The organism is Leucobacter sp. USHLN153 (genome assembly GCF_037145615.1).
GTDB lineage: Bacteria > Actinomycetota > Actinomycetes > Actinomycetales > Microbacteriaceae > Leucobacter.
In genome coordinates this window covers 390,298-416,697 of sequence record NZ_JBBCXE010000004.1, presented here as the reverse complement: position 1 = coordinate 416,697, position 26,400 = coordinate 390,298, and the positions used below count along the sequence as shown (strand labels likewise).

Sequence of the window (26,400 nt, the reverse complement as noted above, 5' to 3'; positions counted from 1 at the left end):
CCCGTTCCCCCGTGTTCGTTCCCCCTACGGGTTACCCACGGCGCATCATCTTCCGACGACGCGTCGCGAGCATCACGCCCGCGCCGACAAGCAGAAGCACGACGCCTCCGATGCCGAACACGAGCGGGCTCGAGCCACCGGTGTTGACCAGGTGGTTCGGACCGCCATTACTCGAAGCGCTTGCGGAGGCGGATCCGCTCGCGTTCGACGTGCTGCTCGAATTCGACGAGGCACTCGCCGTGGCCGAAGCGTCCGCAGCGACATCCGCAGAGGCCGCCGCAGACGCGTCCGCCGACGAGGTCGCGGTCGCGGCCGCATCGGATGCCGCGCTCGCCGCAGCCGTGGCATCCGCGTTCGCCGACGCCGTGGCGGCGGCAGATGCGTCTGCGTTGGCTGCTGAGTTCGCCGTCGAGTTCGCACTCGCCATAGCCGCAGCCGCCGCAGCGGCGTTTGAACGAGCCGAAGCTTCCGAAGAGGCATTCGCGTTCGCAGCGACAGCCGCCGCCGCATCAGCCGTCACATCCGCGGCCGCAGAAGCGTCGCTCGTGTTATTAGCGTTTGCCGCAGCCTGAGCGGCCGCCTGAGCTGATGCAGTCGCCGCATTGTCCGCCGCCGCGTCCGCCGAAGCTGATGCCGACGCCGAGGCGTTCACGTTCGCATCCGCATCACCGTCCGCCGCTTCCACCACGGTCGTCGCCGTGGCGCTGAGGCCGCTCGTCTCGCCGGTCGCGGTGAAGGTTGCGGTTCCCGGTGTGAAATCGGCGGGCACGTCCCACGTGGTGCTGAACGAGCCGTCCTCCTCAGCGGTGACGGTCGTCTCTTCGCCGTCCGGAAGAGTCACAACGACATCCTCGCCGCTGTCGAAACCGCCGCCCGAGAGGGTGACGGTGCCGCCCTGCTGCACCGGGTTCGGCGTCGCCTGGAGGGTCGCGGTGGACGCAGCGATTACTTCCGTGGTCGTCGTTGCGCTCAGGCCGCTCGTGCCGCCCGTTGCCGTGAAGGTTGCGGTGCCAGGAGCGTATGCAGCGGGTACGTCCCACGTCGTCGAGATTGTGCCGTCCTCACCAGCGGTCAGCGTAGTAGTGCTGCCATCCGGGAGAGTCACCGTGACATCTTCACCGCTCTCGAAGCCGCCTCCGGTCAGCGTGACGACTCCGCCCTGCTCCACCGGGTTCGGCGAGGCGTTGAGCACCGCCACAGCCGCAGGAGCAGCCGGGAAGACGGTCGACGAGCCGAGCTCCACGTCAACAGAACCTTCACCGAGCAGTGGAAGCACGGAGATGCTGAGCGCACGAGTTGTGAAGCCTTCGGGCCCGAGGTCGCTCACTCCACCCTCGAGCAGACTGGGCTGCTCATTGATCGTGACAGCGAGAACCTGCTCGAGCACTGGCTCGAGCGCCTCGTCCAGCAGTTCCGTCACGAGCGGAGTCAGGAACGCGTTGAGGTCGTCCTCGACGTCGTCAACGACGTTTGACGCAGGCGTCACGATGGCGCCCGTGATCGAGCTCAGAACGCCCTCCGCGAGGTCGAGGACCGGATCCAACAAGGCTCCGAGATCCACGGGGCTCGGAAGCCCGCCGAGCAGCTGCACGCCCTCCGCATCGACGTCGAGGGGGGCGTAACCCGGCTGGTCAAGAATGCCACCGATAGTGCCGGAGATCGCGAGCGGCCCATTGGCCACCGGAATCACTGCGCCGAGGACATCAGCCTCAAGGCCGACCTGGAGGCTCGCATTGACCCCGACGCCGTAAATACCCTGCTCGATAAGGGTGGTCGCTTTGCTGACGAGCGAGTTCGTGCCGCCGCCGAGCAGAGCGTCAGTGACACCATCGAGGATCGCGTCCACGGTAGGGCCGCTCAGAACCTCCGTGTTCGGGCCGAGGTCGCTCAGACTTTCAGCGTCAGCACCCTCGACGACGAGACGGTCAAGATCCACCCCGATCGTGCCTGCATCCAGGTCGACCGTCACGCTGCCGTCCGTGTTCTGCAACGGCGTTTCCAGCAGCTGAGCCCGGAGCTCCGTGGTCAGCGACGAGGTGTCCAGTCCGAGGCTGTCCACAGAAGCGGTCGTCAAGGGAAGGGCGTCGATCGTGTCGGCGAGCCCTGAAACGATTTGCTCGACGCTCCCGTCCTCAGCGAGGAGGGCCTCAATCGGATCGATCAGCGTGCCGCTGAAGGTGTCAAGATCATCGACGAGGCCATCAACGAAGGGGCTCGAGATCTGAAGGTCGAGTCCAGTCAGCGAGTACTCCGAAGTCGCCACCCCGTCTTCAGCTTCGACCCGCGAAGCGAGCGCGCCGATGCTGAGCGTTGCATCGTCAAGGAGCGCATCAGCCGTCTCGTCGCCCAGAACCTCCCGCACCAAGGAGCTGGCATTGACCGAGGCGGGATTGAAGCTCGTGGGATCCTCCACGGGACCAAGATCGATTGCTCCCTCGTCAGTGATGACTCCCGACGATGCCACCGACGTCGACGCCGACGACGAGGCCGAGTAGCTCGACAGGGTTCCGAGATCGCCAAGGCTCAGCAAGCCGGCCTGCTCAGGAGTGGCGAGCAGCGGAATGTTGACATCACCGGCGGTGATGTTCAGCGTCTGCAGCAGCTCGAGGTTCAGTCCGTTGGGCTCTGGGCTCGGAGCGTCAGGGTATTCACTCACCGTGCCCGCGGAGTCGACAATGTCGAGCCCCAGTCCATCGACGAAGAGACCGTGCGCGTGCGCTGCGGATTCCGCGGTTGCGCTCGGGGTCTGCGGATCTGCCAACGCCGCCGATGACCCGAAAATTGATGCCGATGCCAACGCTGTCGCCGCGACCACGGCTGCGGCGGCCGGCCGCCTGAGCGCTCTCAGGCGCGTTTTCCGTCTGTCTTCTCGATACCCCATCGGATACCCCCCTTTTTTTCTGGCTACCGAACCCTCGCCCCCCGCGACGGCCGAAAGGTGGACGCAGTCCTCCCCACGTGGAGCGTATTTACAAACTTGCCTCCAGAGCGACGGATTCCCGCATTACGAATGCACACGAAGTAAGACACTGAAACAGGATTCGGGCAGTACTGAGATTTTGCTTAGAGCATCGCAAATTTTTTTGTCAAGCCCCGTGCAAGGTGGTAATCAGCGGGGCTCCGGACTCGCTATCTTGAGAGATAAGGAGCCGCTCATGCTGACGTGAGACGGTGCAACGGTCCGTCTTTCAAGGGGGGAAGGCGTGGAACGAGCCATGCGGTGGGACGGCGTGCGTCACGACGTCTATGTGCGACTCATGCACGAGCTGGAGCAGCCGGGACTTGTCGTGCTTGTCGGCACGAGGGGAAGCGGGAGCACCGCCGTACTCGGCGGACTCTCTGCGACATTGCGTCGATCCGGCACCGCAGTCTGCTCACTGAGCATGCGCGACGCAGATGCAGCGGATCGCCTCGCGAGTGCTCCCCTCGACGCCGTTCACGTGCTCGACGACCTCGAATATGTGTCGCCCGAAGCCCTGACCGTGCTCCGCGATCGGGTGCGGTCCGGTGCTCGCGGAGTCTGCGCATACGCGGAGGATCACCCGGCGCGGCCGCACCTCGCCGACGACGAATGGAACGCCCTGGTCGCGCCGCGATCCGACACCTCCATGACGCGATATGTGCGACTCGAGCCGCTCACGTACGCAGACTCCCTGCGCATCATCGCTGAGACCCGCTCGGAATACCTCGACGCGTGCACGAGCGGATCCCTGCACGAGATGTCATGGGGAAGGCCCGCGTGGCTCCTCGAACTCCTGCAGCTCGCGGCTCTCGGTGCGGTGCGATCCGCACCCTGGCCAGCGGTCAGCCCTGCGCCCCTGCGCGATCTTAATCTCGAGACGTTTCGCTACGCGGATTCGCTCGCAATCGCGGAATTGTCGGATGGAGACATTGCAACGGCGGTAGTGCTTTCCGAACTCGATCCGCGCACGCATGCGGGCCAGAACGCTCTCGTGGGAGCCCCCGCAGTCGCGGCGCTCACGGCACATGGACTCTTGGTACAAGTGCCGCACGACGAGACGCTGTGGGGCGTGCCGCAACTGTACGCGTCCGCGCTTCGGCTCCGTGCGGATCCGGCGCAACTTGCCGAGCTCGAACGCCAAGTCGCGAACCGCCTCCAAGCCCAGGAGTCGCTCGGAGTCTCGCTCACCGACCGCGAAGCGTACTTCTGCGCATCTCGAAGCTCCGGCGCGATCCACCCGGAGGCGGCTGAGCAGGCGCGAGGCGACGCGGTGCGGGGCGAGCTCGTACGACGCGTCGCCATCGACTTTCTCGCGTTCGGCGCGACTGGAGAAGTGCGCGACCTGCTGTTGCGCGGCGCCGAGATCGGCGTCTCACTCGCTCCGCTCGACCGCGCACGCGTCGCAATGGTGCTGCACGGCCCGCTCGCAGGGATGCGCGCGTTGAGTGCTGCGGGGAACGCAGACGAGGGATCGCTCGCGAGTCGCCTCGCTCGCCAAGCTCTCACCGCTCAGTTCCTCGTGGAGTCATCGCTGCCGCAGCCCGACGCGCCGCCGGAGACGGGATCCTTACTCGATTCCGACCGAGATGAACTCGACGGAAAGCTCGTCATCGCTCGATGGAACGATCACGCGAGCATCGATCCGGATGCCCTTGCCGAAATCGCGGCTCGCCACCCGATCCGCGAGATCTCGCTCCTTGCTGAGCAACTCGTCGACCTTGAGAACGTGCGGCGGGGCATGCAACCGGAGCGCACGGCGACCCCAGTCGAGCGCATTGCCAGGGCGACCGGGATCGCGATGAACACGTCCGAAGAACTGCGTGATCTCGCGCAAACGGCCGTCGTGACCGAGGCGCTCCTCGCCTTCTACATGGGCGACACCTCCGGTAGCGACGCCGCGCTCGACGCGCTCGCCGAAGCGCTCCCCGGCACCCCGCTGCATCGCATCTGGTTGACGCACCTGGGAGCCGCCGGCAAGGCACTGCTCGCGGGCGACCTGCGCCGCGCCCACACCGAGTGGGAGCTCATGGAGGGGCGGCTACCAAAATTTATCCCCGCCCGACTCCGGGCTTTTATCAGCCACACCGGCCACGAGATCACTCGCGCCGTCGATGGCTACGCAAATACGCACGTCATTCCCGACGCGGAAGATCTCACCGCCCAGTTCCTCGCCTACGTTGGGGGCCGCCTCGATCGCATTGGGATTCGGCCTCAACGCTACGGTCGCCTCCACTCGCAACCCGAGAAAGACCCCCGCGAACTTCCCATCGCGAAACTGGCAAGGCTGCACGTGCAAGCGGTCGGGTCCCGTAACCCCACCGCGCTCCTCGCCGCAGCAGAACAGCTCGCACAGCAGCACTTCTGGGGCCCCGCGGCGTTCGCGATACAAGAAGCTCGGAGCATCTACGTGCGCCGCCGAGCGACCGGAAGCGTCAACCGATGCACATCGCTGCTGCAGCAGCTCGAGCAGAGCGCTCGTCAGTCGGACCCCTGGTTCACTTTTCACGAGCTTCCGTCGGGAACGCACCTCACCCCGCGGGAACTCGCCACCGCTCGGCTCGCCGTCGACGGCCTGACGAACAAGGAGATGGCGGAGAAGATGCGGTGCAGCGTGCGCACCGTCGAATCCCACCTCGCGCAGGCGCGCGCGAAGCTCGGGGCCGCGAACCGTGCGGAACTCGCGAGCATCATGCGCGAATTCGCCGGGCCCGAGTCGAAGCCCAAGCAGCCGCGCGAAGAATCGCGACCGGATTCGCGCGCCGCTAGCCGGATGCGCTAGGCTCTTCCGCGGTGACGTGTCCGAGCGGCCGAAGGTGCAACTCTCGAAAAGTTGTGTAGGGTAACCCCCTACCGTGGGTTCAAATCCCACCGTCACCGCCATAAAGACCCCCTCCGTTCGGAGGGGGTCTTTGCGTTCCGGTGAGATTTTCTGAGAACCCAATACGGGGCCGCGAGGGCGCGGCCCAGCGGCGTGCGCGCGCAACGCTTCGCGTCGCTCTGAGCGCGCGGCCGGGGTTCAAATCCCACCGTCACCGCCATAAAGACCCCCTCCTTTTGGAGGGGGTCTTTGCGTTCCGGTGAGATTTTCTGAGAACCCAATACGGGGCCGCGAGGGCGCGGCCCAGCGGCGTGCGCGCGCAACGCTTCGCGTCGCTCTGAGCGCGCGGCCGGGGTTCAAATCCCACCGTCACCGCTGCAGACCCCCTCCTTCGGGAGGGGGTCTTTGCGTTTCCCCCTGCCGTTTGTCCTTCAACAGAAGATCACGGCTCATCACACCCGAAACCGAAGAATCACGTGTGCTGGTGCGAAATGCGACGTTGAACACGGCCCAGCGCGAGCCGCAAGCGGGAGCCGCGAATCTCGCCTCGGCCTCTACGCCCTGGGCGGATTGCGGATCCCGAACCACGAGACGACCGCACCCGCGATGAACAGCGCGCCCGTCACGAGCGCAGCGTTGTGGAATCCGCGAAGATCGAGCGCACCCCCGACGATGGTCGCGAGAAGCGCGATCACGATGAGCCCGGCAACTCGCGAGATCGCGTTGTTCACGGCGGAGGCGATTCCACTGCGCTCGGGCCCGATAGCACCGAGGATCGCGGCCGTCAGTGGCGCGACCATGATCGAGAGCCCCAGCCCCATCACCACCATCGAGGGCAGCACCTGCCACCAGTACGAGAACGGCTCGCTGACGAGCAGCAGCAACCACGCTCCGACGCCGAGCAGGATCGGCCCCACCGTCATGAAGATCCGCGGCCCGTATCGGCCGGCGAGCGCCCCCACCTGCGAACTCAGCAGCACCATCAAGATCGTGATGGGCAGGCTCGCGAGGCCGGCGAGGGTCGCGGTCAGCCCCGGGCCATTCGGGTTCTGCAGGTACACCCCGACCACGAACCCGTTCAGCGCGAGGGCGGCGTAGATGAAGAGCGTGGCGAGATTGCCGGTCCAGAAATTGCGCACGCGGAAGAGCGAGAGGGGCAGGATCGGCGCTACCGCGCGGGTCTGCCACGAGAGAAAGATCACCAGGAGCACTGCGCCGATCCCGAGCGGAACCCAGATGATCGGACTCCCCCAGCCGTGCGCCGGCTGCTCAATCAGCGCCCACACCGCGAGCCCGAGACCGAGCGCTGCCGCCGCCCCGCCGAACCAGTCGATGCGCACGCTGCGCTTGCGGTCATCGGTCCCGCGCAGCCGCACGAGCAGCCAAAGCGTGACCGCGATCGGCACGATGTTGATGAGAAACACGAGGCGCCACGAGAGGTAATCGGTGAAGAGACCGCCGAGCAGCGGACCGACGATCATCGCGCCGGTCGTCGCTGCGGTCCAGGTGCCGATCGCCCGCCCCTGCGCGGGGCCCGAGATTCTCGAGGTGATGAGCGCGAGCGAGCTCGGGAGGAGGAACGCTCCCGCCGCGCCCTGAAGCGCGCGGGCGGCGACCATCATCTCCGGGGAAATGGCGAGACCAACGGCGACCGAGGCGATGCCGAAACCGATGAGGCCGATCCGCATGATGAATACACGGCCGTAAGCGTCGGCAATGGAGCCCGCGAGGAGCATGAGGGCGCTCAGCGTCACGAGATACGCGTCGACGACCCACTGCTGGGTCGAGAGCCCGCCGCCGAGATCTATCGCAATGCGCGGGAGGGCAACGTTCGTGACCGACATGTCGAGCGAGGTGACGAAGGAGGCGAGAATCGCGATCGTGACGACGAGGCGCTGCTGCGCACTGAGCACGGTACTCGGCGCGGGCGTCGGCTCAGGCTCTAGGTGCGCGGACGGCGCAGTGTCGGACATGTGAGCAGGATACGCGCGCTCCGGCCGATGCGCCGTGAGTTGGGCAGCGGATCATCCCTCATCAGAACTAAACCGGGACTTTCAGGGGTGATGAACGCCGATCTTCTGTTGAAGGGCAAATGACCGGGCCCGGAAACGCAAAGACCCCCTCCCGAAGGAGGGGGTCTGCAGCGGTGACGGTGGGATTTGAACCCCGGCCGCGCGCTCAGAGCAACGCGAAGCGTTGCGCGCGCACGCCGCTGGGCTGCGCCCTCGCGGCCCCGTATTGGGTTCTCAGAAAATCCCAACGAAAACGCAAAGACCCCCTCCCGAGGGAGGGGGTCTGCCGCGGTGACGGTGGGATTTGAACCCACGGTAGGGGGTTACCCTACACAACTTTTCGAGAGTTGCACCTTCGGCCGCTCGGACACGTCACCGCGGAAGAGCCTAAGCGATCCGCCCCGCGAACGCCAATCGACGCGCTAAGCCGACGTGTTGATGATGAGCCCGATGTGCGTGAAGTAATTGAGTGCGCCGAACAGCAGGAAGGCGAGCCCGGTCAGACCCCACACGACGCCCGCGACGGTCGCGATCCCCCTCGGTTTCGCCGACGATGTGAACCCGCGCAGCGCGAACGGGAACAGCACGGCCCCGACGCCGACGAGCGCGAACAGCCCTGACATGAACGTCGCCTCGATCCACGGGTACTCGGCGAATGCGCCCGAGATGGGCTCCTCGGGCGGAGCTGCAAACAACTGGAACACCATGCCGGCTGCGGCGATCCCGAACAGCGCGAGACCCAACCCGAACACGAACACACTGAGCGGGCGAGCGATTCGGGCGAGTGTGGCGCCCGGGTCCGGCGACTCCATGATGAGGGCAGAGCGCCTCCACAGCAGGAACGCCGCCGCGAGCAGCAGCACGCCGAAGCCGAGGCTCGGCTCACCGAAAATGATGTTGTCGAACGGGAAGTAGGCCGCGAGAGGCCAGGTCAGCGTCATGTGCGCACCCGTGATCGTGAGTATCGCGCCGAGCACAGCCGCGGCGAGCGCCCAGCCTTCCGGCGCGAACTCATCCCGCTTGCGGAGCGCGCGACCGAGTCCGACGATCCACAGCAGTCCCGCTCCAGCGGCGAGCGACATGATGGTGTTGTACGTCGGCATCAGCGTCCAGTCGACGACGAGCCCGCCCGATTCCATCGGAATCATTGTTCCCCTTCCCGTCGCCCACGATTTGCGGCGACGTTCCAGGTCTATACCCTCAGCGCGGGGCGGCACCACGCCCTTGACCCGTGGGCGCAGTCGGGGTCACGCGCGAGTCACGCGCGCCCCGATCACGCGAGCCGCGCGTCCCAGAACTCCCGCAGCTGCTCGCTTTTGCGAAACACGATCGTGTCCCACTCCTCATCGGTCGTCGACGAGTCCGCGAAGTCCGACGGCACCTTGAAGATCTGCAGCTCGACCCCGAAGCGTGCGCACACGCTCGCGTACGCATACGATTCCATGTCGACGAGGCTCGCCCCAGCGTCGGCGATCGTCACGCGCTGGGCGTCGTTCTGCACGAAGACGTCGCCGGTCGCGATCACCGCGGTGTGCTCGGGGGGCAGGATCGCGGGGCCGCTCATCGCGAGCTCCGGCGAAGGCAGCGAGAAGTCGTGCTGCACCGCGGCCGTGACCTGATACACCTCGTCGAGTGACGGCCGATCGGCTCCGTCGCTCACCACTCCCGCGGTGCCGAGCACGACGACGCGCTCGATGGCCCGCTCGCGCGGACCGGCGAGCTCCGCGGCGAGCGAGACCGCCGCATTGATCTTGCCGACCCCGGTGACCAGGTGCGGCACATCCGCGAACGCGGAGGCCTCGTCGCGGTGGGCGAATACGAGCAGGGTGGATCGGTCAGACATCGTCGCTCCCAGCGGCGCTTGCACGCCCATCGAAATTTCCGAACCAACACTAGCGCTTTTCGAAAACATGTTCTAATATGAAGGGTCGGGTGTTCGACCCCGCTGCGTGATCGCCGTCATTGGCACGTCAGGATCAACTCAACTCAACTCCGCAGCAGTTGGCACCCACCCGCACCGAAGACCTCCGCCGAGGTCCTCCTCCCGATGAGGCCGGTGCTGAGCGCTCCGCTTGTGGTTTCGGTGACGTGCCCAGTGCGATCCGTATCGCCTGAGAGCACACATACCCGATGCCGAACGGCCTGTACCGACGCAGACCGAGCGATGCAGCGCAGGAGCCCGAGACCGGGCTCGCCCCCGAGAACCACTCGGCGGGCCGCGCACCATGATGGTGCGCCACGAAAGGAACACCATGACTACGCATACCCGTATGCCCGAAACCGTAAGCCCGCGCCCCGTCGCGACGCTCCGTACCCCGTATCACTCGCTGAGCGGTGCCGACGAGATGCTCGTCCCCGAGTGGGCGCAGCGCCGCTCTGTCTACCGCAGCTCCGGCCGCACGCTCTACCTGGTCGAGACCGACCGCCTGAGCGACGCCCGGCGCGACCTGAAGCGCCTCGACCGAGCCGGCTGGGACGTTCGCGTCGCAACGGCTGACGAGGCCGATCACGCTCGCATCGCGTTCACGCGCCGCGACCTGGCCCAAGCGGCATAGTCCGCCCCCTCGTGGGATCCGGGTAACTTGCGGTGCGTGTCGCAGCGGCTATGCCCGTGACACGCACCGCAAGTTACCCCGATCCCAGGGGTGGAGAGTGCGATGCTGCAGGGCCGACTGAGCAGGTGCGGCGAAATGACGCGCAGCGTTCCGCCGTTACACTGGGGCGCATGAGCGACGTCGAGCTTGCCGAGGTTGAGAGCTTCTCCCTCGACCACACGAAGGTGCTGGCCCCCTATGTCCGACTGATCGGCGTGGAGCACGGCCCCAAGGGCGACGCGATCTCGAACTTCGACATCCGGCTCGTGCAGCCGAATGAGGCAGAGATCCCGACCGCCGGCCTCCACACGATCGAGCACACGCTCGCGGCCCTCCTGCGCACGCGCTTCGAGGGCCTCATCGACATCTCTCCGTTCGGCTGCCGCACCGGTTTCCACATGATCACCTGGGGCGAGCCCTCGGTCGCGTCGGTCGCCGACGCCATTAAGACGTCGCTCGCGGATCTCGCCGAACGCGTCACATGGGACGACGTACCCGGCACCGAGGCCGTGAGCTGCGGCAACTACCGCGACCACAGTTTGCACTCCGCGAAGGAGTGGGCGCGCGTCGTGCTCGACCGCGGCATCAGCCTCGACCCGTTCGACCGCTCGCGCATCGCGTAGCGGCGAGCCCGTCCCAGCCCAGCCCAGCCCTCACCTGGGGTCCGGGTAACTTTCGAGGGGTGTTGCAGGGTAACTGCCCGCGACACCCGCCGAAAGTTACCCCAATCGCAGGGGGCGAGGGGTGGGGTGGGAATCAACGATCCGCAGCGCCTCAGCGCGCCGCGACCAACCGAGCCCGCGCCTCGGCAGCCCGCGCTCGAATCGCGTCGGCGTCGAGCGTCAGGTGCTCCCCGTCCGCGTACACGTGGCGTCCGCCGATGAACACGTGCCGCACGTCCGCACCGGTAGCCGCGAAGCCGAGGTGTGACACGAGCGACGCCGCCTCGAACGGCACGGCGGCGGATCCCGTGACGTCGAGCGCGATCACGTCCGCGAGGCGCCCCGCCTCGAGCGCCCCAGTCTCGGAGAACCCGATTGCCTCAGCCCCGCGCCGAGTCGCGATGTCGAGCACATCGCTCGCGCGCACAATGGCGGCGTCCTCCCGGGCGCCGCGGTGCAGGATCGTCCCGACCTTGATCTCCTCGAACAGGTCGAGCGTGTTGTTGCTCGCGACGGAATCGGTGCCGAGCGAGATCCGGAGGCCGGCGGCCTGCCAGTCGGGCAGCGGCGCGATCCCGTTGCCGAGTTTCAGGTTCGACACTGGGTTGTGGCTCACCGCGACGCCCGCCTCGGCGAATCGCGCGATCTCCCCCGCGGTCAGATGCACGCAGTGAGCGGCGAGCACCTCTGCGTCGAAGAGCCCGAGTGCGTCGAGGTGATCCGCCGGCGTCGCCCCGTACTGCTCGACGATCTGCGATACCTCGGCCGCGGACTCGGAGATGTGGGTGTGGATCGGGATCCCTCGCTCGACCGCCCGCCGCGCGATGTCGCGCAGGAACTCGGGCGGGCACGTGTACGGTGCGTGGGGACCGTAGGCGATCCGCACGTGCGCATCGTCCGCGAACTGCTCCGCGAGCGCCTCGGTCTGCTCGGTCGCCTCGGCCCCGTTCCACGGCGAGACACCGGGGAACCCAACTGCATCCGGCGCGAACGAAGCGACCGCGACGAGCGCCCGCATGCCGGCGGCCCGCACGAGCTCGATGAGCTCGGCATCCCAGTGGTACATGTCGGCGAACGCGGTCGTGCCGGTTTCGATCATCTCGACCATCGCGAGCTGCAGCCCCACCTCCACGTCGTCGTGCGTGAGGTGCTGCTCGAGCGCCTGCACCGCGGCGAGCCACGGCATGAAGCCCTCGTCGTCCGAGACGCCGCGCAGCAGCGTCATCGCGGAGTGCGTGTGCCCGTTCACGAGGCCGGGCATGAGCACGTGCCCCGCGAGGTCGTGCACGACCCGGTCGCTGCTCGAGTCAGCATCGGGGCGGGCGGATCCCGCGTAGGTAATGCGCCCACTGCCGTCGAAGGCGAGCTCCGCGTCCGCGACGACGCCCCCTGGCGTGAGCATGGCGTCGGCCCGCAGCACGGTCTCGAAGGGCACTGGCCGTGCCGCTGAGCTGCTCGGCGTCTGGTTCTCGCTCATGCGGTGCTCCATTCTCTGGTGTTGCTGCCCGGGCCGTGTGCGGGCCCCGGGTGGTGCTGTCGGCTTGAGCCGGAAAGACAATTGCGGGCGGGCAGGATCGCAGTCACCATCCCGGGCTCGCGAGCATGCCACCGTCCACCGCGAGATCCTGCCCGGTGATGAAGCTCGCTGCGTCCGAGGCGAGCAGGACGCACGCTCCCCCGATGTCAGCGGGCGTGGCGAGCCGGCCGAGCGGGGCGTGGCGGGTCCAGCTCTCGACGCCCTCGGGCCACGCCTCCGCGAGCCCGGGTCGGTCGACGAGGCCGGGCGACACGGTATTGACCCGGATGCCCTGGGGTCCGAGTTCGAGCGCCGCCGCGCGAGCGTGCATCACGAGGCCCGCCTTCGCAGCCGAGTAGTGCGCGTGCGCGGGGCTGGGTCGCGAGGCCTCGATTGAGGCGATGTGGGTGATCCAGCGGTTGCGCGATCCGCCGCCGCCTGCCGAATCGCCGCTCGCCGAATCGCAGCTCGTCATCGCGGCAGCGGCCGCCTGCGAAAGTTCGAACACGGCGCCGAGGTTCACGCTCTGCACCTCGTCCCACTCGGCGCGGGTCATCTCGGCGAGCGGCGTGACGGGCTGCACGCCCGCGTTGTTCACGAGCCCGTCGAGCCCGCTCAGCTCGGCCACCGCGTCGGTCACGAGCGCGCGCGCCGCACCGGGCTCCGCGAGATCCGCGTGCACCGCGACCGCGGAGCACCCGGCCGCGCGCAACTCCGCAACGAGCGACTCCGCGGCGCGCACCGAATCCGCCGTGCCTCCCCGAGAGTGCACCGCAACGCTCGCCCCGGCGGCTGCGAAGGCCCGCGCGATCCCGCCGCCGACGCCTCCGCTCGCTCCGGTGACGAGCACGCGCTGCCCGGCGAGGCGCGGGAGCGCAGCGGCGATGGATGTGTTCATGCAGTCAGCCTCCGAGGCGGCGGTGTCGAGACGAGTAGTCGCGCAGGGCGCGGAGGAAGTCGACCTCGCGAAGGTCGGGGTACAGCGCCTCGACGAAGTAGAACTCGGAGTGCGCCGACTGCCAGATCATGAAGTCGGAGAGCCGCTGCTCGCCCGAGGTACGGATGACGAGGTCGGGATCCGCCTGCCCGCGCGTCCAGAGGTGCTCGCCGATGAGCTCCGGCGTGAGCCGCTCGGCGAGCGTGTCGATCGTGCCGCCCGCCTCCTGGTGCTCCGCGATCACACTGTGCATCGCCGCGGTGATTTCGCTGCGACCACCGTAGCCCACTGCGAGATTGATGTGGAGGCCCGCGCGATCCCGTGTCGCTTCCTCGGCCGCGTGGAGCGCGTCCGTGAGCTCCGCAGAGAGCCCCTCGCACGTGCCGACGTGCTTCACGCGCCAGCCGGGGTGCTCGGCGAGCAGTGCGGCGAGTTCCGCAATGATGCCGAAGAGGTCTTCGAGTTCCTGCCGATCCCGAGCGTTCAAATTGTCGGCCGACAGCAGGTACAGCGTCACCGTGCTGACGCCCGCCTCTTCGCACCACCCAAGAAACTCGGGGATCTTCCGCGCGCCGGCTCGATGCCCGAAGGCCGCGCGCTCCTGCAGCCGCTGCTTCGCCCAGCGGCGATTCCCGTCGACGATCACCGCGATGTGCTGCGGCACCTGCTGCGGATCGATCTCGCGTCGAAGGCGCCGCTGATAGAGGCGATACAGCACCCCGGCGCGCGGTTTCGGCGAGTCAGTCACCCTCCGGATTCTACCCGCGTGGGCCGGGCACACGCCCGGGGAGGCCGCGTCTGCAGCAGCTTGGAGGTTCCCGCAACATGTCCCGCTTCGGCGTGACCGCGACTCTACACTCGGGATATGCCATCATCGAGCCCCGCCATGCCCGATTCCCCGGAGCCGGATCCGGCTCAGCAGTCCGCGGTCGACCCTCAGCGTTTCTCGCTCCCGCTTCTCGAAGACGCGCTCGACCATGCGCACGATCAGCCGGGTGGGGACCCGACGGAGGCGAAGCCGCGCTGGCGCGGGTGGATCCACGCGGGCATGTTCCCCATCACCATTGCGGCGGGCATCGTGCTCATCACCCTGGCTCACGGCGCGGTCGCAAAGTGGGCTGCGGCGGTCTACATGCTCTCCAGCATGCTGCTCTTCGGCGTCTCGGCGCTCTACCACCGCTTCAACTGGAAGCCGACGACGAAGCAGGTGTTCCGCCGGCTCGATCACGCGAACATCTTCATCCTCATCGCGGGTACGTACACGCCGATCGCGCTGCTCGGGCTCCCGCCGTCGAAGGGCGTACTGCTGCTCGTGCTCGTGTGGGCTGGGGCGCTGCTCGGCATCGGCTTCCGCGTCTTCTGGACCGGTGCGCCGCGCTGGCTGTATGTGCCGCTCTACGTGCTGCTCGGCTGGGCGGCGGTCGCGTACCTCGCAGACATCGCGCGCGCGAGCTTCCCCGCGATGGTGCTCGTCGTGGTGGGCGGGCTCATGTACACCGTCGGCTCAGTGGTCTACGCGCTGAAGCGCCCGAACCCCGTGCCCGGCGTCTTCGGCTTCCACGAGATCTTCCACGCGCTCACCGTGCTCGCGTTCCTCTGCCACTGGACGGCGGCGCTGCTCCTCGCGCTCGATCCGGTGCTCCTGCGGTAGGCCCGCGGCCCGCGCTGAGCCGGCCTTCACGTGGAAGCTGCGCCCGTGGGAGCCGCGCCCGCGGAAGCGGCGTCCGTGGGAGTCGCGCCCGTCAGACAGTGGATCACCCGCCCTGCGGGCCCATGCCCGGCGTGTCGGCCCGCCTGACCAGCTATCCACTGTCTGACGGGCGAGCGCACGCGGTCAGCACGGACACGCGCACACCCGGTCAAATCCCCGGGCCTACACAGCGCTTCTGGAGCCCGCGAGCACCTCGAGCACCGCAGCGCCGTAGCGCTCGAGCTTGACCTGGCCGATGCCCGAGATCGCGAGCAGATCCTCGTCGCTCGAGGGTCGGTGCACCGCGAGCGCGGCGAGCGTGGCGTCGCCGAAGACGACATACCCTGGCACCCCCTGCTTGCGGGCCTCTCCCGCGCGCCACTCCCGCAGACGCTCGAAGACCTCCGCCTGCTCGGGAGCGAGGTCCGCGGCTGCGGCCGAGCGCTTCGCGGTTCCGGATCCCGAGTCGCCGCGCGTGCCGCGCCCGGAGCGGGCCGCCCGCGCAAAGACCTCTTCCCGCATCAGCACGGTCTCCTCGCCGCGCAGCACGGGCTTCGCAGCCTCCGTCGGGGCCAGCACGCCCCACTCGCCCCGCGCCTCCACAAGACCGGCGGCGAGGAGGTGCCGCACGACGCCCCGCCACTGCGCGACCGACCACTCCTTGCCGATGCCCCAGGTCGAGAGCTCGTCGAGCCGCATCTGCGTCGCTCGCTCAGACGCGACGCCCCGGAGCACGTCGATGTGCTGGCCTGCTGCGTAGGTGCGCCGGCGCTCCTTCTCGGTGCGGATCACGGTCGACAGCAGCATCTGGGCGGGGACCGTCGCGTCCCAGGTCTTCGGCGGGTTCAGGCAGACATCGCAGTTGCCGCAGGCGGCTCCCTCTTCCACGGGTTGTCCGAAATACCGCAGCAGAAACGCACGTCGGCATTCCACGCCCTCGCAGAGCGCGAGCATCGCGTTGAGGTGCCGGGTCTGGCTCGCGCGCGTCACGGCGTCGCCGTCGCCCGACTCGATCATCTGCCGCTGCTGCACGACGTCCTGCAGCCCGTATACGAGCCATGCCTCCGACGGGAGCCCGTCGCGCCCGGCGCGGCCCGTCTCCTGGTAGTAGCCCTCGACCGACTTCGGGAGGTCGATGTGCGCGACGAAGCGCACGTCTGGTTTGTCGATGCCCATGCCGAAGGCGATCGTCGCGACCACGACGACGCCGTCCTCGCGGAGGAACCGCGTCTGCGCCTCGAGCCGCTCGTGTGCCGGAAGGCCGGCGTGATACGCGACCGCGTCGACGCCCGCGTCCCGCAGTGCCGCGGCCGTCTGCTCCACTCGCTTTCGACTCAGGGCGTAGACGATGCCCGCCTCCCCCGCGTGCTCCCCACGCACGAACTGCGTCAGCTGCGCGCGAGCGTTCTGCTTCGACTCGATGCGGTAGCGAATGTTCGGGCGATCGAAGCTCGACACGAAGTGCCGCGCGCGGTCGAGGTGGAGGCGCTCGGTGATCTCGCGGTGCGTCTCGGGGGTGGCGGTCGCCGTGAGCGCGATGCGCGGCACGTCAGGCCAGCGCTCGGCGAGGGCGCCGAGGCGGAGGTAGTCGGGGCGGAAGTCGTGCCCCCACTGAGAAACACAGTGCGCCTCATCGATCGCGAACAGCGCGATGCGGCCCTGTGCCAGCAGCTCCACGGTGCCGTGCGCAGACAGGCGCTCGGGCGCGAGGTACAGCACGTCGAGCTGCCCACTGCGGTACGCCTGTTCGACGGCCCGGCGATCCTCGATCGACATCGCCGAGTTCAGCGCGGCCGCACGCACTCCGACGAGCTGCAGCGCCGCAACCTGATCGTGCATGAGCGCGACGAGCGGCGACAGCACCACGCCCGTTCCCTCGCGCACCAGCGCGGGGATCTGGTAGCAGATCGACTTGCCCCCGCCCGTGGGCATGAGCACGACGGCATCTCCCCCGCCGATCACGTGGCGGATGATCTCCTCTTGCTCGCCGCGGAACGCGTCGTAGCCGAACACCTCGGCGAGCACCTCCCGCGGGTCGCGGCCGACCTGGGGGCCCGCGGCAGGCGCGGCGGCGATGCCGGGCTCGCTCAGTTCAGCGGCGGATCGCCCCGACGCCGACTCGCCGCGCGCATCGGGCGGCGGCGCGCCCCAGGCCTCGCCGGGCCACCGCTCTTCACTGGAGAAGTCGAAGCTCGCCGAAGCCTCGTCGGGCCCGGCCTCCCAGCCGCCGCTCATACGCTCACACCCGCGGAGATCCCGGTGCGTCGTCGCCCGACGCTGCGCCCGGCTCGGGCCGCAGCTCGGAGGGCGCTCCCGGATCCTTCGCCTGCGTGCCCGTCACCCCGTTCTGCTCAGCAATCTCCTGCTCAGCGATTTCCTGCTCGATCTGCTCCCGCACCTCGGCGCGGTACGCGCTGCGACGCAGCCGCGAGACCAGCAGGAAGCCGAGCACGATGATGCCGGCCGCGAGAATCCCGGTGAAGATGAAGCCCTCGAAACCGGGCGTGACGATCGACGGATCGAACTCCGTGTCCTCTTCGGCCACACGCCATACGGCGGCGAGCGCCGCCCCGCTCACGACGCTCATGCGCTCTCCTCGATTCCCTCGAACAGGTCGGCCTCGAACTCAGCGGTCTCGACGCGCGACGCCGCGAGCCGGTAGTCCTCGAACGGCCACGCCTCGCGCTGCAGCTCGTTCGGCCAGAAGAAGAAGCTGCTGTCGGGCGACACCTGGCTCGCGTGCGCGCGCAGGGCGTCGTCGCGCTTGTCGAAGAAGCGGCCGACGTTGACGCTCGCGGTACCCGAGTAGGGGCGTCGGGTCATCCACTCGCGGATTTCGAGGAACTGCTCGATGATCGGCGAATTCGGGTCATTGTCCATGAGCCACTGATAGATCGTGTTGACGCGCTTCGCGTTGAAGATCTCTTCGTAGTACAGCTTCGAAATTTCCCAGGGTTCGCCCGCATCGGGGTAAGCCTCGGGGTCGCCCGAGAGCTCCCAGGCGCGGCGGCTGATCTCGTGGCAGCGGATGTGGTCGGGGTGCGGGTAGCCGCCCTGCTCGTTATACGTGATCATCACGTGCGGACGGAACTCGCGGACGACGCGCACGAGCACCTCGGCGGAGACGTCGACGGGGACGTTCGCGAACGACGTCTCGGTGACGCTCTCGCCCTCATCCGGAAGACCCGAATCCTGGTAGCCGAGCCAGGTGTGACGGAAGCCAACGATGTCGCGCGCGCGCTCCATCTCGTTGCGCCGGAGCCCCGCGAGATCGCGGCGGCTCATCGGATCGCGCCCCACGAGCTCGTTGAGTAGATCACCCCGCTCGCCACCCGTGCAGCTCACGATCAGCACCTCCGCGCCCGCGTCCACGTAGTGCGCATACGTCGCCGCGCCCTTGCTGGACTCGTCGTCGGGGTGCGCGTGCACCGCGATCAACCTGAGCGTCATGAGGGTCCTCCCACGTGCTTCCCGGGAGCCTCCCGGTACTCTGGCACCAGGTATCAAGTTTACCCAGCGCAGATCGGAGGTTGCCGTGCCGCAGCCCGTTTCGGGGTCCGCCGAGCAGCCCGCCGCGCAGTCCGCCGAGCAGCCCACGGCCCACGCCCCCGGGCAGCCCGCGGCGACGCCAGCTGCGCAGCCAGACGCACAGCCGGCCGCGCAATCGCTCGAAGATCGCTACGGCACCGGTCGCAAGCGCTCGATCGATCGCCGCTTCGCCTGGGGAGCCGCCATCACGCTCGTCGCCGCCGGCGTCGCGTTCCTGCTCTTCAGCGGCTGGCACCAAACCGGCCAGGTGTCGGCGCAAGACATCGGCTACACGAAGGTCGGCGCCTCCGCCGTCGACGCGAAGTTCATGGTGACCGCGCCCGCGAACACCCCCGTCGCCTGCGCAGTCGAGGCGCTCAACACCTCGAAGGCGACCGTCGGCTGGAAAGTCGTCGAGGTTCCCGTGACGGAGGCGACGTCGCACACCATCACCACCCGCATCGTCATCACCAACCCGGTCACTGCCGTCTCCGTCCGCGAGTGCTGGGTCATCGAGCCCTCCGCCGCAGCCTGACGCGGGGCCGCTGCTCCTGCTAACCTGGTCGTTGCGCCCTGAAGAGTCAGGGCGTTGCGTGTACCCAGGCGCGTTTGCGCACTCATTCGAAACGAGGATCGTCCATGGCCGAGCCCACCCAGACCTGGCTGACCCAGGAAGCATACGACCGACTCAAGGCGGAGTTGGACCAGCTGACGGGGCCGGGTCGCAAGGAGATCGCTGCGCGCATCGAGGCAGCGCGTGAAGAGGGCGACCTCAAGGAGAACGGCGGCTACCACGCCGCGAAAGACGAGCAGGGCAAGATGGAGGCCCGCATCCGCGACCTCGAGGAGCTGCTGAAGCACGCCGTCGTTGGGGAGGCACCGCAGGCGAGCGGGGTGGTCGAGATCGGCACGGTCGTGACCGCGGAGATCTTCGGCGACGAAGAGCACTTCCTGCTCGGCAACCGCGAGCTCGCCAACGGATCGGATCTCGACGTTTACAGCGCGGAGAGCCCCCTCGGCGCGGCGATCCTCGGGCGCAAGGTCGGCGAAGAAGTTTCCTACGCCGCACCGAACGGCAATCAGATCGCGGTAAAGATCATCGCTGTCGACACCTACGCCGGCTAGCTCGGGTCGCTTCTCAGCTGCACAGAACAGGGCTCCGGATCGCGCTGCGTGATCCGGAGCCCTGTTTCTATGCGGTTGCCAGCCGAGCCGCCTGGGGCAACCGCGACCCGCTGGGGCTCGCCCGCAGTGCCGCGTGGCGGAGGTTGCCCTGCCGCCTAACGATCCTCCGCGCCGATATTGATCGGCCCCGTCAGGTCGGGGGCCGGACGGCGGAAGCCGCGCGTTTTCACGACGAGGTAGACGAGACCGATCGCGATCCAGATCGCGCCGATGGTCATGGAGACCGGGTCAAGGCTGAACCACAACCACACGTTGATCGCGACACCGACCGCTGGCACCGCGACGAACCCGAGCCAGGCACCCGCACCGCGCCGTTTGAGGAAGCGGAAGAATACGAAGATCACCGAGAGATTCACAAAGGCGAAGGCGATGAACGCACCAAAGTTAATCATCGACGCTGCCTGATCGAGGTCGACGAAGAGCGCGGTGAGCGCGACGGCCGCAACGAGCAGCACGTTGCCCACCGGAATCCCTCCGCGGCTCACTCGGCCGAACAATCGCTTCGGGAGCGCTCCGTCCCGACCCATCGCGTAGAGCAGGCGCGCGGCACTCATCTGCTGTGTGATGCCGCAGCCGAGCACGGCCATCATGTAGCCGCCGACGAAAATCGCTTGGAAGGCGGCGCCGCCCACGTACTTCGCAATCTCAGGGGATGCCCCGACGACGTCCTCGAGCAGCGACACGTCGGGAATGAGCACCTGCATCAGGTAGGTCACCGTGATGAAGAAGGCGCCCGCAACGGCGACGATGATGAAGATCGCTCGCGGAATATCGCGCGTTGGCTGCTCTGCCTCCTCCGCGAGCGTCGAGACCGCGTCGAAGCCGAGGAATGAGAGGGCGAGGATCGCTGCGCCGGCTGCGATCGCCGCCATTTGCACATCACTCGAAATGAATGGCCGGATGGAGAACTCTGCTCCATTCGCTCCGTTCACGATATTCACCACCGTGAGCACCACAAACACGACAGCGACGACCAGCTGGATCGACACGAGAATGACGTTCATACTCGCGGCCAGCTTCACGCCGACCAGGTTGAGCGCCGTGCAGATGCCGACCGTGAGCAGCACCCACACCCAGAACGGCACGTCGGGAAACACGGCTCCCATGTAGATGCCCGAGAGGATCGCATTGATCATTGGGAGCAGCAGGTAGTCGAGGGTGGCCGCCCAGCCGACAAGGAACCCGAGGTGCGCGTTGATCGCCTCCTTCACGTACGTGTAGGCGGATCCGGCGATCGGGAAGAATCGCACCATACGCGAGTAGCTGAACGCGGTGAAGAGCACGGCCACCATGACCACGAGGTACGCGAGTGGCACGTGCCCGTCGGTTTCGTCTGCGACGATCCCGAACATGTCGAACACAGCCATCGGGGCCATGTAGGCGAGGCCGATGAACACCAAGTGGCGTAGCTTCAAGCTCCGCTTCAGCTGGCCCGGTTCGTGAGTGACGACGTGGGCCAGCTGGTCATCGTCTGGCGCGATGCTTGAGCGGGAGGAGAGTGTTGACATGAGTTCCCTCACTTCGTTGTGGTGGGTCGGGGTTGCACCCGAGTGGTTGATCAGTGGGCGTGCGCGTGACAGTGGTGGCTATCGTCGGGCTCGCTGCAGCTCTGGCCCGCGCCCGCGGGATCCTGGACCGACGCGGCCGCGGCCTTGCCATCCAGCTCTCCGTGGACGTCGTGGATCGGCGCACCGCCGACCACCGTGAGGTCTGCGCGCTGCTCGAGGATCTCGGCGGGGTCCATGCTGTAGAGGTCGCCCGACCAGACGACGAGGTCGGCGAGATACCCCTCGCGGAGCATGCCGAGCGCGTTCTCGCGGTGGAAGGCTTCCGCGCCGCCGCGAGTGTAGGCCTGCAGAGTCGCGTCGAGCCCGACGCGCTCCCCCGGGGTCCACGCATGCGAGCCGTCGAGACCCGCGCGCGTCATGGCGCTGTAGACGCCGACGAGCGGATCCATTTCGCCGACCTGCCAGTCGCTCGAGAAGGTCACGCGAGCGCCCGATTCGATCATCGAGCGGAACCGCCAGGCGCGATCCCACCGCGGCTCCCCGACGTTCTCCATCCAGGTGCCGGCGACGAGGTCGGGCGACGCGTGGCGCGGCTGCATCGCGGCGACGACGCCGAGATCCTTGAAGCGCGGCAGGTCCGCGGGGTCGAGGCACTCGACGTGCACGATGCCGTGTCGGGTGTCGGTGCGGCCGTTCGCGCGCTGGGCGGCCTCAATCGAATCGAGCGTGAGGCGGATCCCCCAGTCGCCGGTAGCGTGCGTGTGCACCTGATATCCGAGGCGGTCGAGCTCGGTGAAGAGCTTCGTAAATTCGGTGGGCTCGAGGCTCGTGTGCCCGCGGTGACCGGGCCTGTTGGCGTAGTCCTGCAGCATTGCGGCTGTGTGGGGCTCGATCACGTCGTCGGCGTACAACTTCACGGGGCCGAGCGAGAACCGCTCGTGCTGGGGTGTCTCGCGGATCGCTTCGGTGATGCGCACGCGGAAGTCGCCATCCGCGCCGACCGGGTGGTAGATCGCGGCGATGGTGCGGCTCGTGAGGCGGCCCTCGTGCTCGGCGCGGGCGAAGAGGTCGAGCTCCGCGAGCGGCACCTGCGGTTCGACGACTGTCGTGATGCCGAAGCGTGCGGCCATGTCGAGGCTGTTCGTGATCTTCGCGTAGCGGCGGTCGGGCGAGTACATCGGGATATCGCGCTGCAGCTCGGCGAGGCCATCGATGGTCATCGCGCTCGTGTAGAAGTCGGTGATCCAGCCGGTGGGCTCCCCCGTCGTCGCATCAATCTCAGGGTTGCCCCAGGCGATGTCGGCGCCGTTCAGGATGCCCAGCTTCGCGAGGGCCGGGCGATTGAGCCACACGGAGTGCTGGTCATAGGTGGTGATGAAGACCGGCTTGTCGGTGACCCCCACGAGGTCGTCGGCTCGCGGGCGACGGCCCTCGACGACGGAGTAGAGCGCGTTCTCGGCGCAGATCCACTCGAGGTCGGGATGCGTCTCGGCGAACTCGGCGATGCGAGAGCGCACGACGTCGAGGCTCGTCACCTGATCGAGGCTCACGGCGAGGTCATCGAAGCCCAGCAGCAGATGGTTGTGCGTGTCGGCGACGCCCGGGGTCAGGAGTCGACCCTCGAGCTGCACGACCCGGCGGGCCTGCGGAGCATCGGCGGCGGAGCCGACGTACGAGATACGGTCACCGGTCACGCCGAGCGCCTCAGCCCAGGGCTGCGCGGGATCGAAGGTGCGGATCTTGCCGCCGGTGTACAGCGTGTCGACGGACATGAGGTCTCCTGTGTCTGGTTCGCGCAGCTCGGTTCTCCGAGTTCTTTCACTCAAGAGTAAATTAATTTACTCCGATGTCAAGAAACGGATCTCCGTGGTGCCTCGCCTGGCATACTGACATGCATGGCACGTCCCAGCACCCAGAAGCAGCGGCGCCGCGAAGTCATCGACGCGGCGCTCGTTGCGGCGGCCGCTCATGGCCTCCGCAACCTCTCCCTCACCGACGTCGCCAACGAGGCGGGCGTCACCCGCGGGGCGCTGCTCTACTACTACGACGACCTCGAGGAGATTCTGGTCGAGGCGCACGCGGCCGGCATGGAGCGTGTCGGATCCGAGCGCGCGGCGCTCGTCGCACAGCAGGAGGACGCAGCAGCGAAGCTTGCGACGGCAATCGACGCGGGACTCCCAGACGGGCCGGATGACGCGCTCATGCGCCTGCTGTACGAGTTCGACGTGCTCGCCGGCAAATCACCGCTGCACGACGAACTCGTGCAGCGTCTCTACCGCGAGCAGCTGGAACTGTACCGGGGCATTCTCTCCGAGGGTGAGACGTCAGGTCAGTTTTCGCTCACGGGGCCCCTCGACGACGTGGCGATGAACTTCGTCGCGCTCGAAGACGCCTACGGGCTCCACATCGTCGCCGGTGGCAGCATCACCCGTGACGACGCCCTGCGCGGGATCCGCCTCTTCGCCGCGCAAGCGGGCGCGACGCTCTAATACCTTTCGCCAACCCTCACCACGTAACCGGCGTCACGGAGCGCTTGCGCGACGACCTCACCGTGCGCATGGCCGCGGGTCTCGATATGGAGCTCGAGCTCCACCTCGCTGATCGGCAGTTCCGTCGCGTGGCGGGTGTGGATCACCTCGACCACGTTCGCGTTGTGCTCGGCCACGATCGACGCGGTCCGCACCAACTGGCCGGGTACGTCGGGCAGCAGGATCCGCAGCTTCAGATAGCGCGCGGCGGCAGCGAGGCCATGCCCGATCACGCGCTGCAGCAGCAGCGGATCGATATTGCCGCCGGACAGGATCACTGCGGTCGGCCCGCTGAAGTGAGCCTTGCCGGCGATCATCGCAGCAACCCCGGCCGCACCCGCGGGCTCGACGACCATCTTCGCGCGCTCGAGCAGCATGACGATCGCCCGGGCGATGTCGTCATCCGTTACGGTGACGATCTCGTCGACGAAGTCGCGCACGTACTCGAAGTTGCGGTCGCCGGGTCGGGCGACCGCAATGCCGTCTGCGATGGTCGGTCGCGTCGCGATCGTGACCGGCTCCCCCGCCTCGAGCGAGGCGACGAACGGCGAAGCGTTCTCGGACTGCACCCCGACGATACGCATAGGGCGCCCCTCTCGCGCCGCGCGAAGCTTCGCGGCCGCAGCGACACCCGACACGAGCCCACCGCCCCCGATCGGCACCACGATGGTCTCGACCTCGGGCGCCTCGTCGAGAATCTCGAGAGCGACCGTGCCCTGCCCCTGGATCACCGCTTCGTGATCGAACGGCGGAATGAACACCGCGCCGGTCTCGGCCACGAAGCGCTGCGCCGCCGCATTGGTCTCGTGGAAGGTGGCACCCTCGAGGACGACTTCCGCACCGTACCCGCGAGTCGCCTGCAGCTTCGGGAGCGCAACGCCGAGCGGGGTGAAAATGGTTGCTTTGATGCCGAGCTCTCGCGCCGCGAAGGCGACGCCCTGCGCGTGGTTGCCTGCCGAGGCAGCAACGACGCCGCGCGCCCGCTCCTCCTCGCTCAGCTGCGTCAGCCGGTAATAGGCGCCACGCAACTTGTACGCACCCGTTCGCTGCAGGTTCTCGCACTTCATGTAGACCTTCGGCACATCGATGATCTCCGCGAGATACCGCGAGGTCTCGAGCGGCGTGCGCTGCGTCACGCGGTGCACGACCTCCAGCGCACGTCCGAAGTCTTCGAGTACGGGTGCCGTGGCCTGCTCGGTCATGAACGTCCTTCCTTGCGTCGCAGCTTGGCGACGATCCTCGCACGGTGCCGGGCACGGTGCTGCAGTTGATCAGTGCGGTGGTAGTCGGCGACCGGATCGGTGCCGACCTCCCATTGGCGTTTCACGAGCGTGTTGACCACCGAGTTCGCGGCGGCCGCAAGCGGAACGGCGAAGAGCGCGCCGGGAATGCCGGCGAGCAGTGCGCCCGTCGACACGGCGAGCACGACACCCAGCGGGTGCACGCGAACCGCGCTTCCCATCACCAGCGGCTGCAGCACGTGGCCCTCGATCTGGTTGACGAGGATCACAACTCCCAGCATGATGAGTGCGTTCACGGGCCCGTTGTAGACGAGCGCGATGAAGGCGGCCAGCGCTCCGGTCGCGATCGCGCCGAGGAACGGGATGAATGAGCCGAGGAAGACGAGGATGGCGACGGGGATCGCGAGGGGCACGCCGAGCACTGCGGCACCGACGCCGATCCCGACCGCGTCGACGAACGCCACGAAGATCTGCACGCGCACGTACTGCCCGACCGAGATCCAGCCGGCGCGACCAGCGGCATCCACGGGCGCATGCGCGCGTGCGGGGAGGAAGCCGAGCACCCAGTTCCAGATGCGCTTGCCGTCGATCAGCAGGAAGATGAGCGAGAACAGGGTCAGCAGGAGGCCGGTGACGAACTGGCCCGCGGACGTCGCGATACCGAGCGCCCCGCTCCAGAGCTCAGTCTGATGCCCCTGAACGGTGCTCCACACCTGGTCGACGAATCCGCCGACCTCGCGCGCCGAGATGCCGAACGTCGATTCGGCCCAGCGCAGCATCTGCCACCAGGATTCCTGCGAGCGCTCGGCGACGTCACCGAGCCCATCGCGCAGCTGCGTCACGATGAGCGTCACCAGTACCCACACGAGCGCGAGGAAGAGCGCGAGCGCGAATACGACGCCGAGCCACCGCGGCAACCGCTGCCGCTCGAACCAGTGCACGATCGGGGCGAGGAGCGCGTTGAGCAGAATTGCGACGAGCAGCGGGATCACGATGATCCGCACCTGGACGATCAACCAGAGGAAGCCGGCGAGCGCTGCGCCGATCAGCAGCAGACGCCACGACCAGGCCGCAGCAACGCGCACCCCGAGGGGAACCTCCTGCGCCGCATTGGCGCCTTCGGATTCCACGTTGCTCGGTCGGCTCTCGCCGCCGGGCGTGCTGCTGCGCTGTTCCACAGCACAATCCTAGCGATCGGCCCTCGCGGAACAGCGATATG

General features: G+C 67.7%; 21 protein-coding genes and 2 tRNA genes. 8 read left to right on the top strand and 15 right to left on the bottom strand.

The window, feature by feature from the left end; genetic code table 11:
- Positions 1-31: 31 nt before the first annotated feature.
- On the bottom strand, positions 32-2,761 hold the full coding sequence (locus tag WFH00_RS09790) for a choice-of-anchor G family protein (protein ID WP_336660640.1): 2,730 nt from the start codon (positions 2,759-2,761) through the stop codon (positions 32-34).
- Between the two features lie 442 nt (positions 2,762-3,203).
- On the opposite strand from WFH00_RS09790, the gene WFH00_RS09785 reads away from it, so the two are divergent.
- The gene (locus WFH00_RS09785) at positions 3,204-5,741 is read left to right on the top strand and encodes a helix-turn-helix transcriptional regulator (RefSeq protein WP_336660639.1); all 2,538 of its coding nucleotides are present in this window, start codon (positions 3,204-3,206) and stop codon (positions 5,739-5,741) included.
- Positions 5,742-5,751: 10 nt separating this feature from the next.
- Positions 5,752-5,842, top strand: a tRNA-Ser gene (locus tag WFH00_RS09780).
- Between the two features lie 492 nt (positions 5,843-6,334).
- On the opposite strand, the gene WFH00_RS09775 is transcribed toward WFH00_RS09780, so the two are convergent.
- The 4 genes from WFH00_RS09775 to WFH00_RS09760 form a co-directional block, all read right to left on the bottom strand.
- Positions 6,335-7,753 carry an MFS transporter gene (locus WFH00_RS09775; protein WP_336660638.1) on the bottom strand — a complete coding sequence of 473 codons (1,419 nt, stop codon included), beginning with the start codon at positions 7,751-7,753 and terminating at the stop codon, positions 6,335-6,337.
- A 328-nt stretch (positions 7,754-8,081) separates the two neighbouring features.
- Positions 8,082-8,169: transfer RNA gene (locus WFH00_RS09770), tRNA-Ser, on the bottom strand.
- Between the two features lie 45 nt (positions 8,170-8,214).
- A complete protein-coding gene (locus tag WFH00_RS09765) occupies positions 8,215-8,940 on the bottom strand; it encodes a DUF981 family protein (RefSeq protein WP_336660637.1) in 726 nt (241 codons plus the stop codon).
- 125 nt (positions 8,941-9,065) lie between these two features.
- Positions 9,066-9,635, bottom strand: a complete 570-nt coding sequence (locus WFH00_RS09760) for a phosphorylase family protein (protein WP_336660636.1) — start codon at positions 9,633-9,635, stop codon at positions 9,066-9,068.
- 409 nt (positions 9,636-10,044) lie between these two features.
- On the opposite strand from WFH00_RS09760, the gene WFH00_RS09755 reads away from it, so the two are divergent.
- Together WFH00_RS09755 and WFH00_RS09750 are read left to right on the top strand one after the other, a co-directional pair.
- Positions 10,045-10,347, top strand: coding sequence for a hypothetical protein (locus WFH00_RS09755; protein WP_336660635.1), 303 nt, complete (start codon positions 10,045-10,047; stop codon positions 10,345-10,347).
- 170 nt (positions 10,348-10,517) lie between these two features.
- Entirely contained in the window at positions 10,518-11,009 is a 492-nt protein-coding gene (locus WFH00_RS09750) for an S-ribosylhomocysteine lyase (protein WP_336660634.1), read from the top strand.
- A 151-nt stretch (positions 11,010-11,160) separates the two neighbouring features.
- Here the strand turns inward: WFH00_RS09750 and WFH00_RS09745 are convergent, their stop codons facing one another.
- The 3 genes from WFH00_RS09745 to WFH00_RS09735 all read right to left on the bottom strand — a co-directional run bounded on the left by WFH00_RS09745 (position 11,161) and on the right by WFH00_RS09735 (position 14,249).
- A complete protein-coding gene (locus WFH00_RS09745) occupies positions 11,161-12,525 on the bottom strand; it encodes an amidohydrolase (RefSeq protein WP_336660633.1) in 1,365 nt (454 codons plus the stop codon).
- Between the two features lie 103 nt (positions 12,526-12,628).
- The gene (locus WFH00_RS09740) at positions 12,629-13,462 is read right to left on the bottom strand and encodes an SDR family NAD(P)-dependent oxidoreductase (protein ID WP_336660632.1); all 834 of its coding nucleotides are present in this window, start codon (positions 13,460-13,462) and stop codon (positions 12,629-12,631) included.
- A 4-nt stretch (positions 13,463-13,466) separates the two neighbouring features.
- Complete coding sequence (locus WFH00_RS09735; RefSeq protein WP_336660631.1) at positions 13,467-14,249, bottom strand: isoprenyl transferase; 783 nt, start codon at positions 14,247-14,249, stop codon at positions 13,467-13,469.
- A 117-nt stretch (positions 14,250-14,366) separates the two neighbouring features.
- Here WFH00_RS09735 and trhA point away from each other — a divergent pair, with 117 nt between their 5' ends.
- Positions 14,367-15,152, top strand: a complete 786-nt coding sequence (gene trhA / locus WFH00_RS09730; RefSeq protein WP_336660630.1) for a PAQR family membrane homeostasis protein TrhA — start codon at positions 14,367-14,369, stop codon at positions 15,150-15,152.
- Positions 15,153-15,374: 222 nt separating this feature from the next.
- Here trhA and recQ read toward each other — a convergent pair whose 3' ends face one another.
- The 3 genes from recQ to mca are packed head-to-tail and all read right to left on the bottom strand — an operon-like array spanning position 15,375 to position 18,641.
- Positions 15,375-17,426 carry a DNA helicase RecQ gene (gene recQ / locus WFH00_RS09725; RefSeq protein ID WP_336660629.1) on the bottom strand — a complete coding sequence of 684 codons (2,052 nt, stop codon included), beginning with the start codon at positions 17,424-17,426 and terminating at the stop codon, positions 15,375-15,377.
- A 4-nt stretch (positions 17,427-17,430) separates the two neighbouring features.
- Positions 17,431-17,778 carry a hypothetical protein gene (locus WFH00_RS09720; protein WP_336660628.1) on the bottom strand — a complete coding sequence of 116 codons (348 nt, stop codon included), beginning with the start codon at positions 17,776-17,778 and terminating at the stop codon, positions 17,431-17,433.
- Positions 17,775-18,641 carry a mycothiol conjugate amidase Mca gene (mca, locus tag WFH00_RS09715; protein ID WP_336660627.1) on the bottom strand — a complete coding sequence of 289 codons (867 nt, stop codon included), beginning with the start codon at positions 18,639-18,641 and terminating at the stop codon, positions 17,775-17,777. Before mca ends, WFH00_RS09720 begins: the two co-directional genes overlap by 4 nt.
- 85 nt (positions 18,642-18,726) lie before the next feature.
- Between mca and WFH00_RS09710 the strand changes: the two genes are divergently transcribed.
- Both WFH00_RS09710 and greA read left to right on the top strand, forming a co-directional pair.
- A complete protein-coding gene (locus tag WFH00_RS09710) occupies positions 18,727-19,254 on the top strand; it encodes a DUF4307 domain-containing protein (RefSeq protein ID WP_336660626.1) in 528 nt (175 codons plus the stop codon).
- A 104-nt stretch (positions 19,255-19,358) separates the two neighbouring features.
- The gene (gene greA / locus WFH00_RS09705) at positions 19,359-19,844 is read left to right on the top strand and encodes a transcription elongation factor GreA (RefSeq protein WP_336660625.1); all 486 of its coding nucleotides are present in this window, start codon (positions 19,359-19,361) and stop codon (positions 19,842-19,844) included.
- Between the two features lie 155 nt (positions 19,845-19,999).
- Here greA and WFH00_RS09700 read toward each other — a convergent pair whose 3' ends face one another.
- A complete protein-coding gene (locus WFH00_RS09700; RefSeq protein ID WP_336660624.1) occupies positions 20,000-21,412 on the bottom strand; it encodes an APC family permease in 1,413 nt (470 codons plus the stop codon).
- Positions 21,413-21,462: 50 nt separating this feature from the next.
- On the bottom strand, positions 21,463-23,184 hold the full coding sequence (locus WFH00_RS09695) for an amidohydrolase (RefSeq protein ID WP_336660623.1): 1,722 nt from the start codon (positions 23,182-23,184) through the stop codon (positions 21,463-21,465).
- A 123-nt stretch (positions 23,185-23,307) separates the two neighbouring features.
- Here WFH00_RS09695 and WFH00_RS09690 point away from each other — a divergent pair, with 123 nt between their 5' ends.
- Positions 23,308-23,901: a TetR/AcrR family transcriptional regulator gene (locus WFH00_RS09690; protein WP_336660622.1), complete on the top strand. Its 594-nt coding sequence runs from the start codon at positions 23,308-23,310 to the stop codon at positions 23,899-23,901.
- Here WFH00_RS09690 and ilvA read toward each other — a convergent pair.
- Both ilvA and WFH00_RS09680 read right to left on the bottom strand, forming a co-directional pair.
- A complete protein-coding gene (ilvA, locus tag WFH00_RS09685; RefSeq protein WP_336660621.1) occupies positions 23,898-25,142 on the bottom strand; it encodes a threonine ammonia-lyase in 1,245 nt (414 codons plus the stop codon). The two genes, WFH00_RS09690 and ilvA, sit on opposite strands and share 4 nt — an antisense overlap.
- On the bottom strand, positions 25,139-26,359 hold the full coding sequence (locus WFH00_RS09680; RefSeq protein ID WP_336660620.1) for an AI-2E family transporter: 1,221 nt from the start codon (positions 26,357-26,359) through the stop codon (positions 25,139-25,141). The genes ilvA and WFH00_RS09680 overlap by 4 nt, the downstream gene beginning before the upstream one ends.
- Positions 26,360-26,400: the final 41 nt, after the last annotated feature.

Coding starts and splice junctions, on each gene's coding strand:
- trhA (WP_336660630.1), top strand. CDS start 14,367: ATGCCATCATCGAGCCCCGCCATGCCCGATTCCCCGGAGCCGGATCCG.
- WFH00_RS09760 (WP_336660636.1), bottom strand. CDS start 9,635: ATGTCTGACCGATCCACCCTGCTCGTATTCGCCCACCGCGACGAGGCC.
- WFH00_RS09690 (WP_336660622.1), top strand. CDS start 23,308: ATGGCACGTCCCAGCACCCAGAAGCAGCGGCGCCGCGAAGTCATCGAC.
- WFH00_RS09740 (WP_336660632.1), bottom strand. CDS start 13,462: ATGAACACATCCATCGCCGCTGCGCTCCCGCGCCTCGCCGGGCAGCGC.
- WFH00_RS09750 (WP_336660634.1), top strand. CDS start 10,518: ATGAGCGACGTCGAGCTTGCCGAGGTTGAGAGCTTCTCCCTCGACCAC.
- recQ (WP_336660629.1), bottom strand. CDS start 17,426: ATGAGCGGCGGCTGGGAGGCCGGGCCCGACGAGGCTTCGGCGAGCTTC.
- WFH00_RS09700 (WP_336660624.1), bottom strand. CDS start 21,412: ATGTCAACACTCTCCTCCCGCTCAAGCATCGCGCCAGACGATGACCAG.
- WFH00_RS09745 (WP_336660633.1), bottom strand. CDS start 12,525: ATGAGCGAGAACCAGACGCCGAGCAGCTCAGCGGCACGGCCAGTGCCC.
- greA (WP_336660625.1), top strand. CDS start 19,359: ATGGCCGAGCCCACCCAGACCTGGCTGACCCAGGAAGCATACGACCGA.
- ilvA (WP_336660621.1), bottom strand. CDS start 25,142: ATGACCGAGCAGGCCACGGCACCCGTACTCGAAGACTTCGGACGTGCG.
- WFH00_RS09695 (WP_336660623.1), bottom strand. CDS start 23,184: ATGTCCGTCGACACGCTGTACACCGGCGGCAAGATCCGCACCTTCGAT.
- WFH00_RS09775 (WP_336660638.1), bottom strand. CDS start 7,753: ATGTCCGACACTGCGCCGTCCGCGCACCTAGAGCCTGAGCCGACGCCC.
- mca (WP_336660627.1), bottom strand. CDS start 18,641: ATGACGCTCAGGTTGATCGCGGTGCACGCGCACCCCGACGACGAGTCC.
- WFH00_RS09765 (WP_336660637.1), bottom strand. CDS start 8,940: ATGATTCCGATGGAATCGGGCGGGCTCGTCGTCGACTGGACGCTGATG.
- WFH00_RS09755 (WP_336660635.1), top strand. CDS start 10,045: ATGACTACGCATACCCGTATGCCCGAAACCGTAAGCCCGCGCCCCGTC.
- WFH00_RS09720 (WP_336660628.1), bottom strand. CDS start 17,778: ATGAGCGTCGTGAGCGGGGCGGCGCTCGCCGCCGTATGGCGTGTGGCC.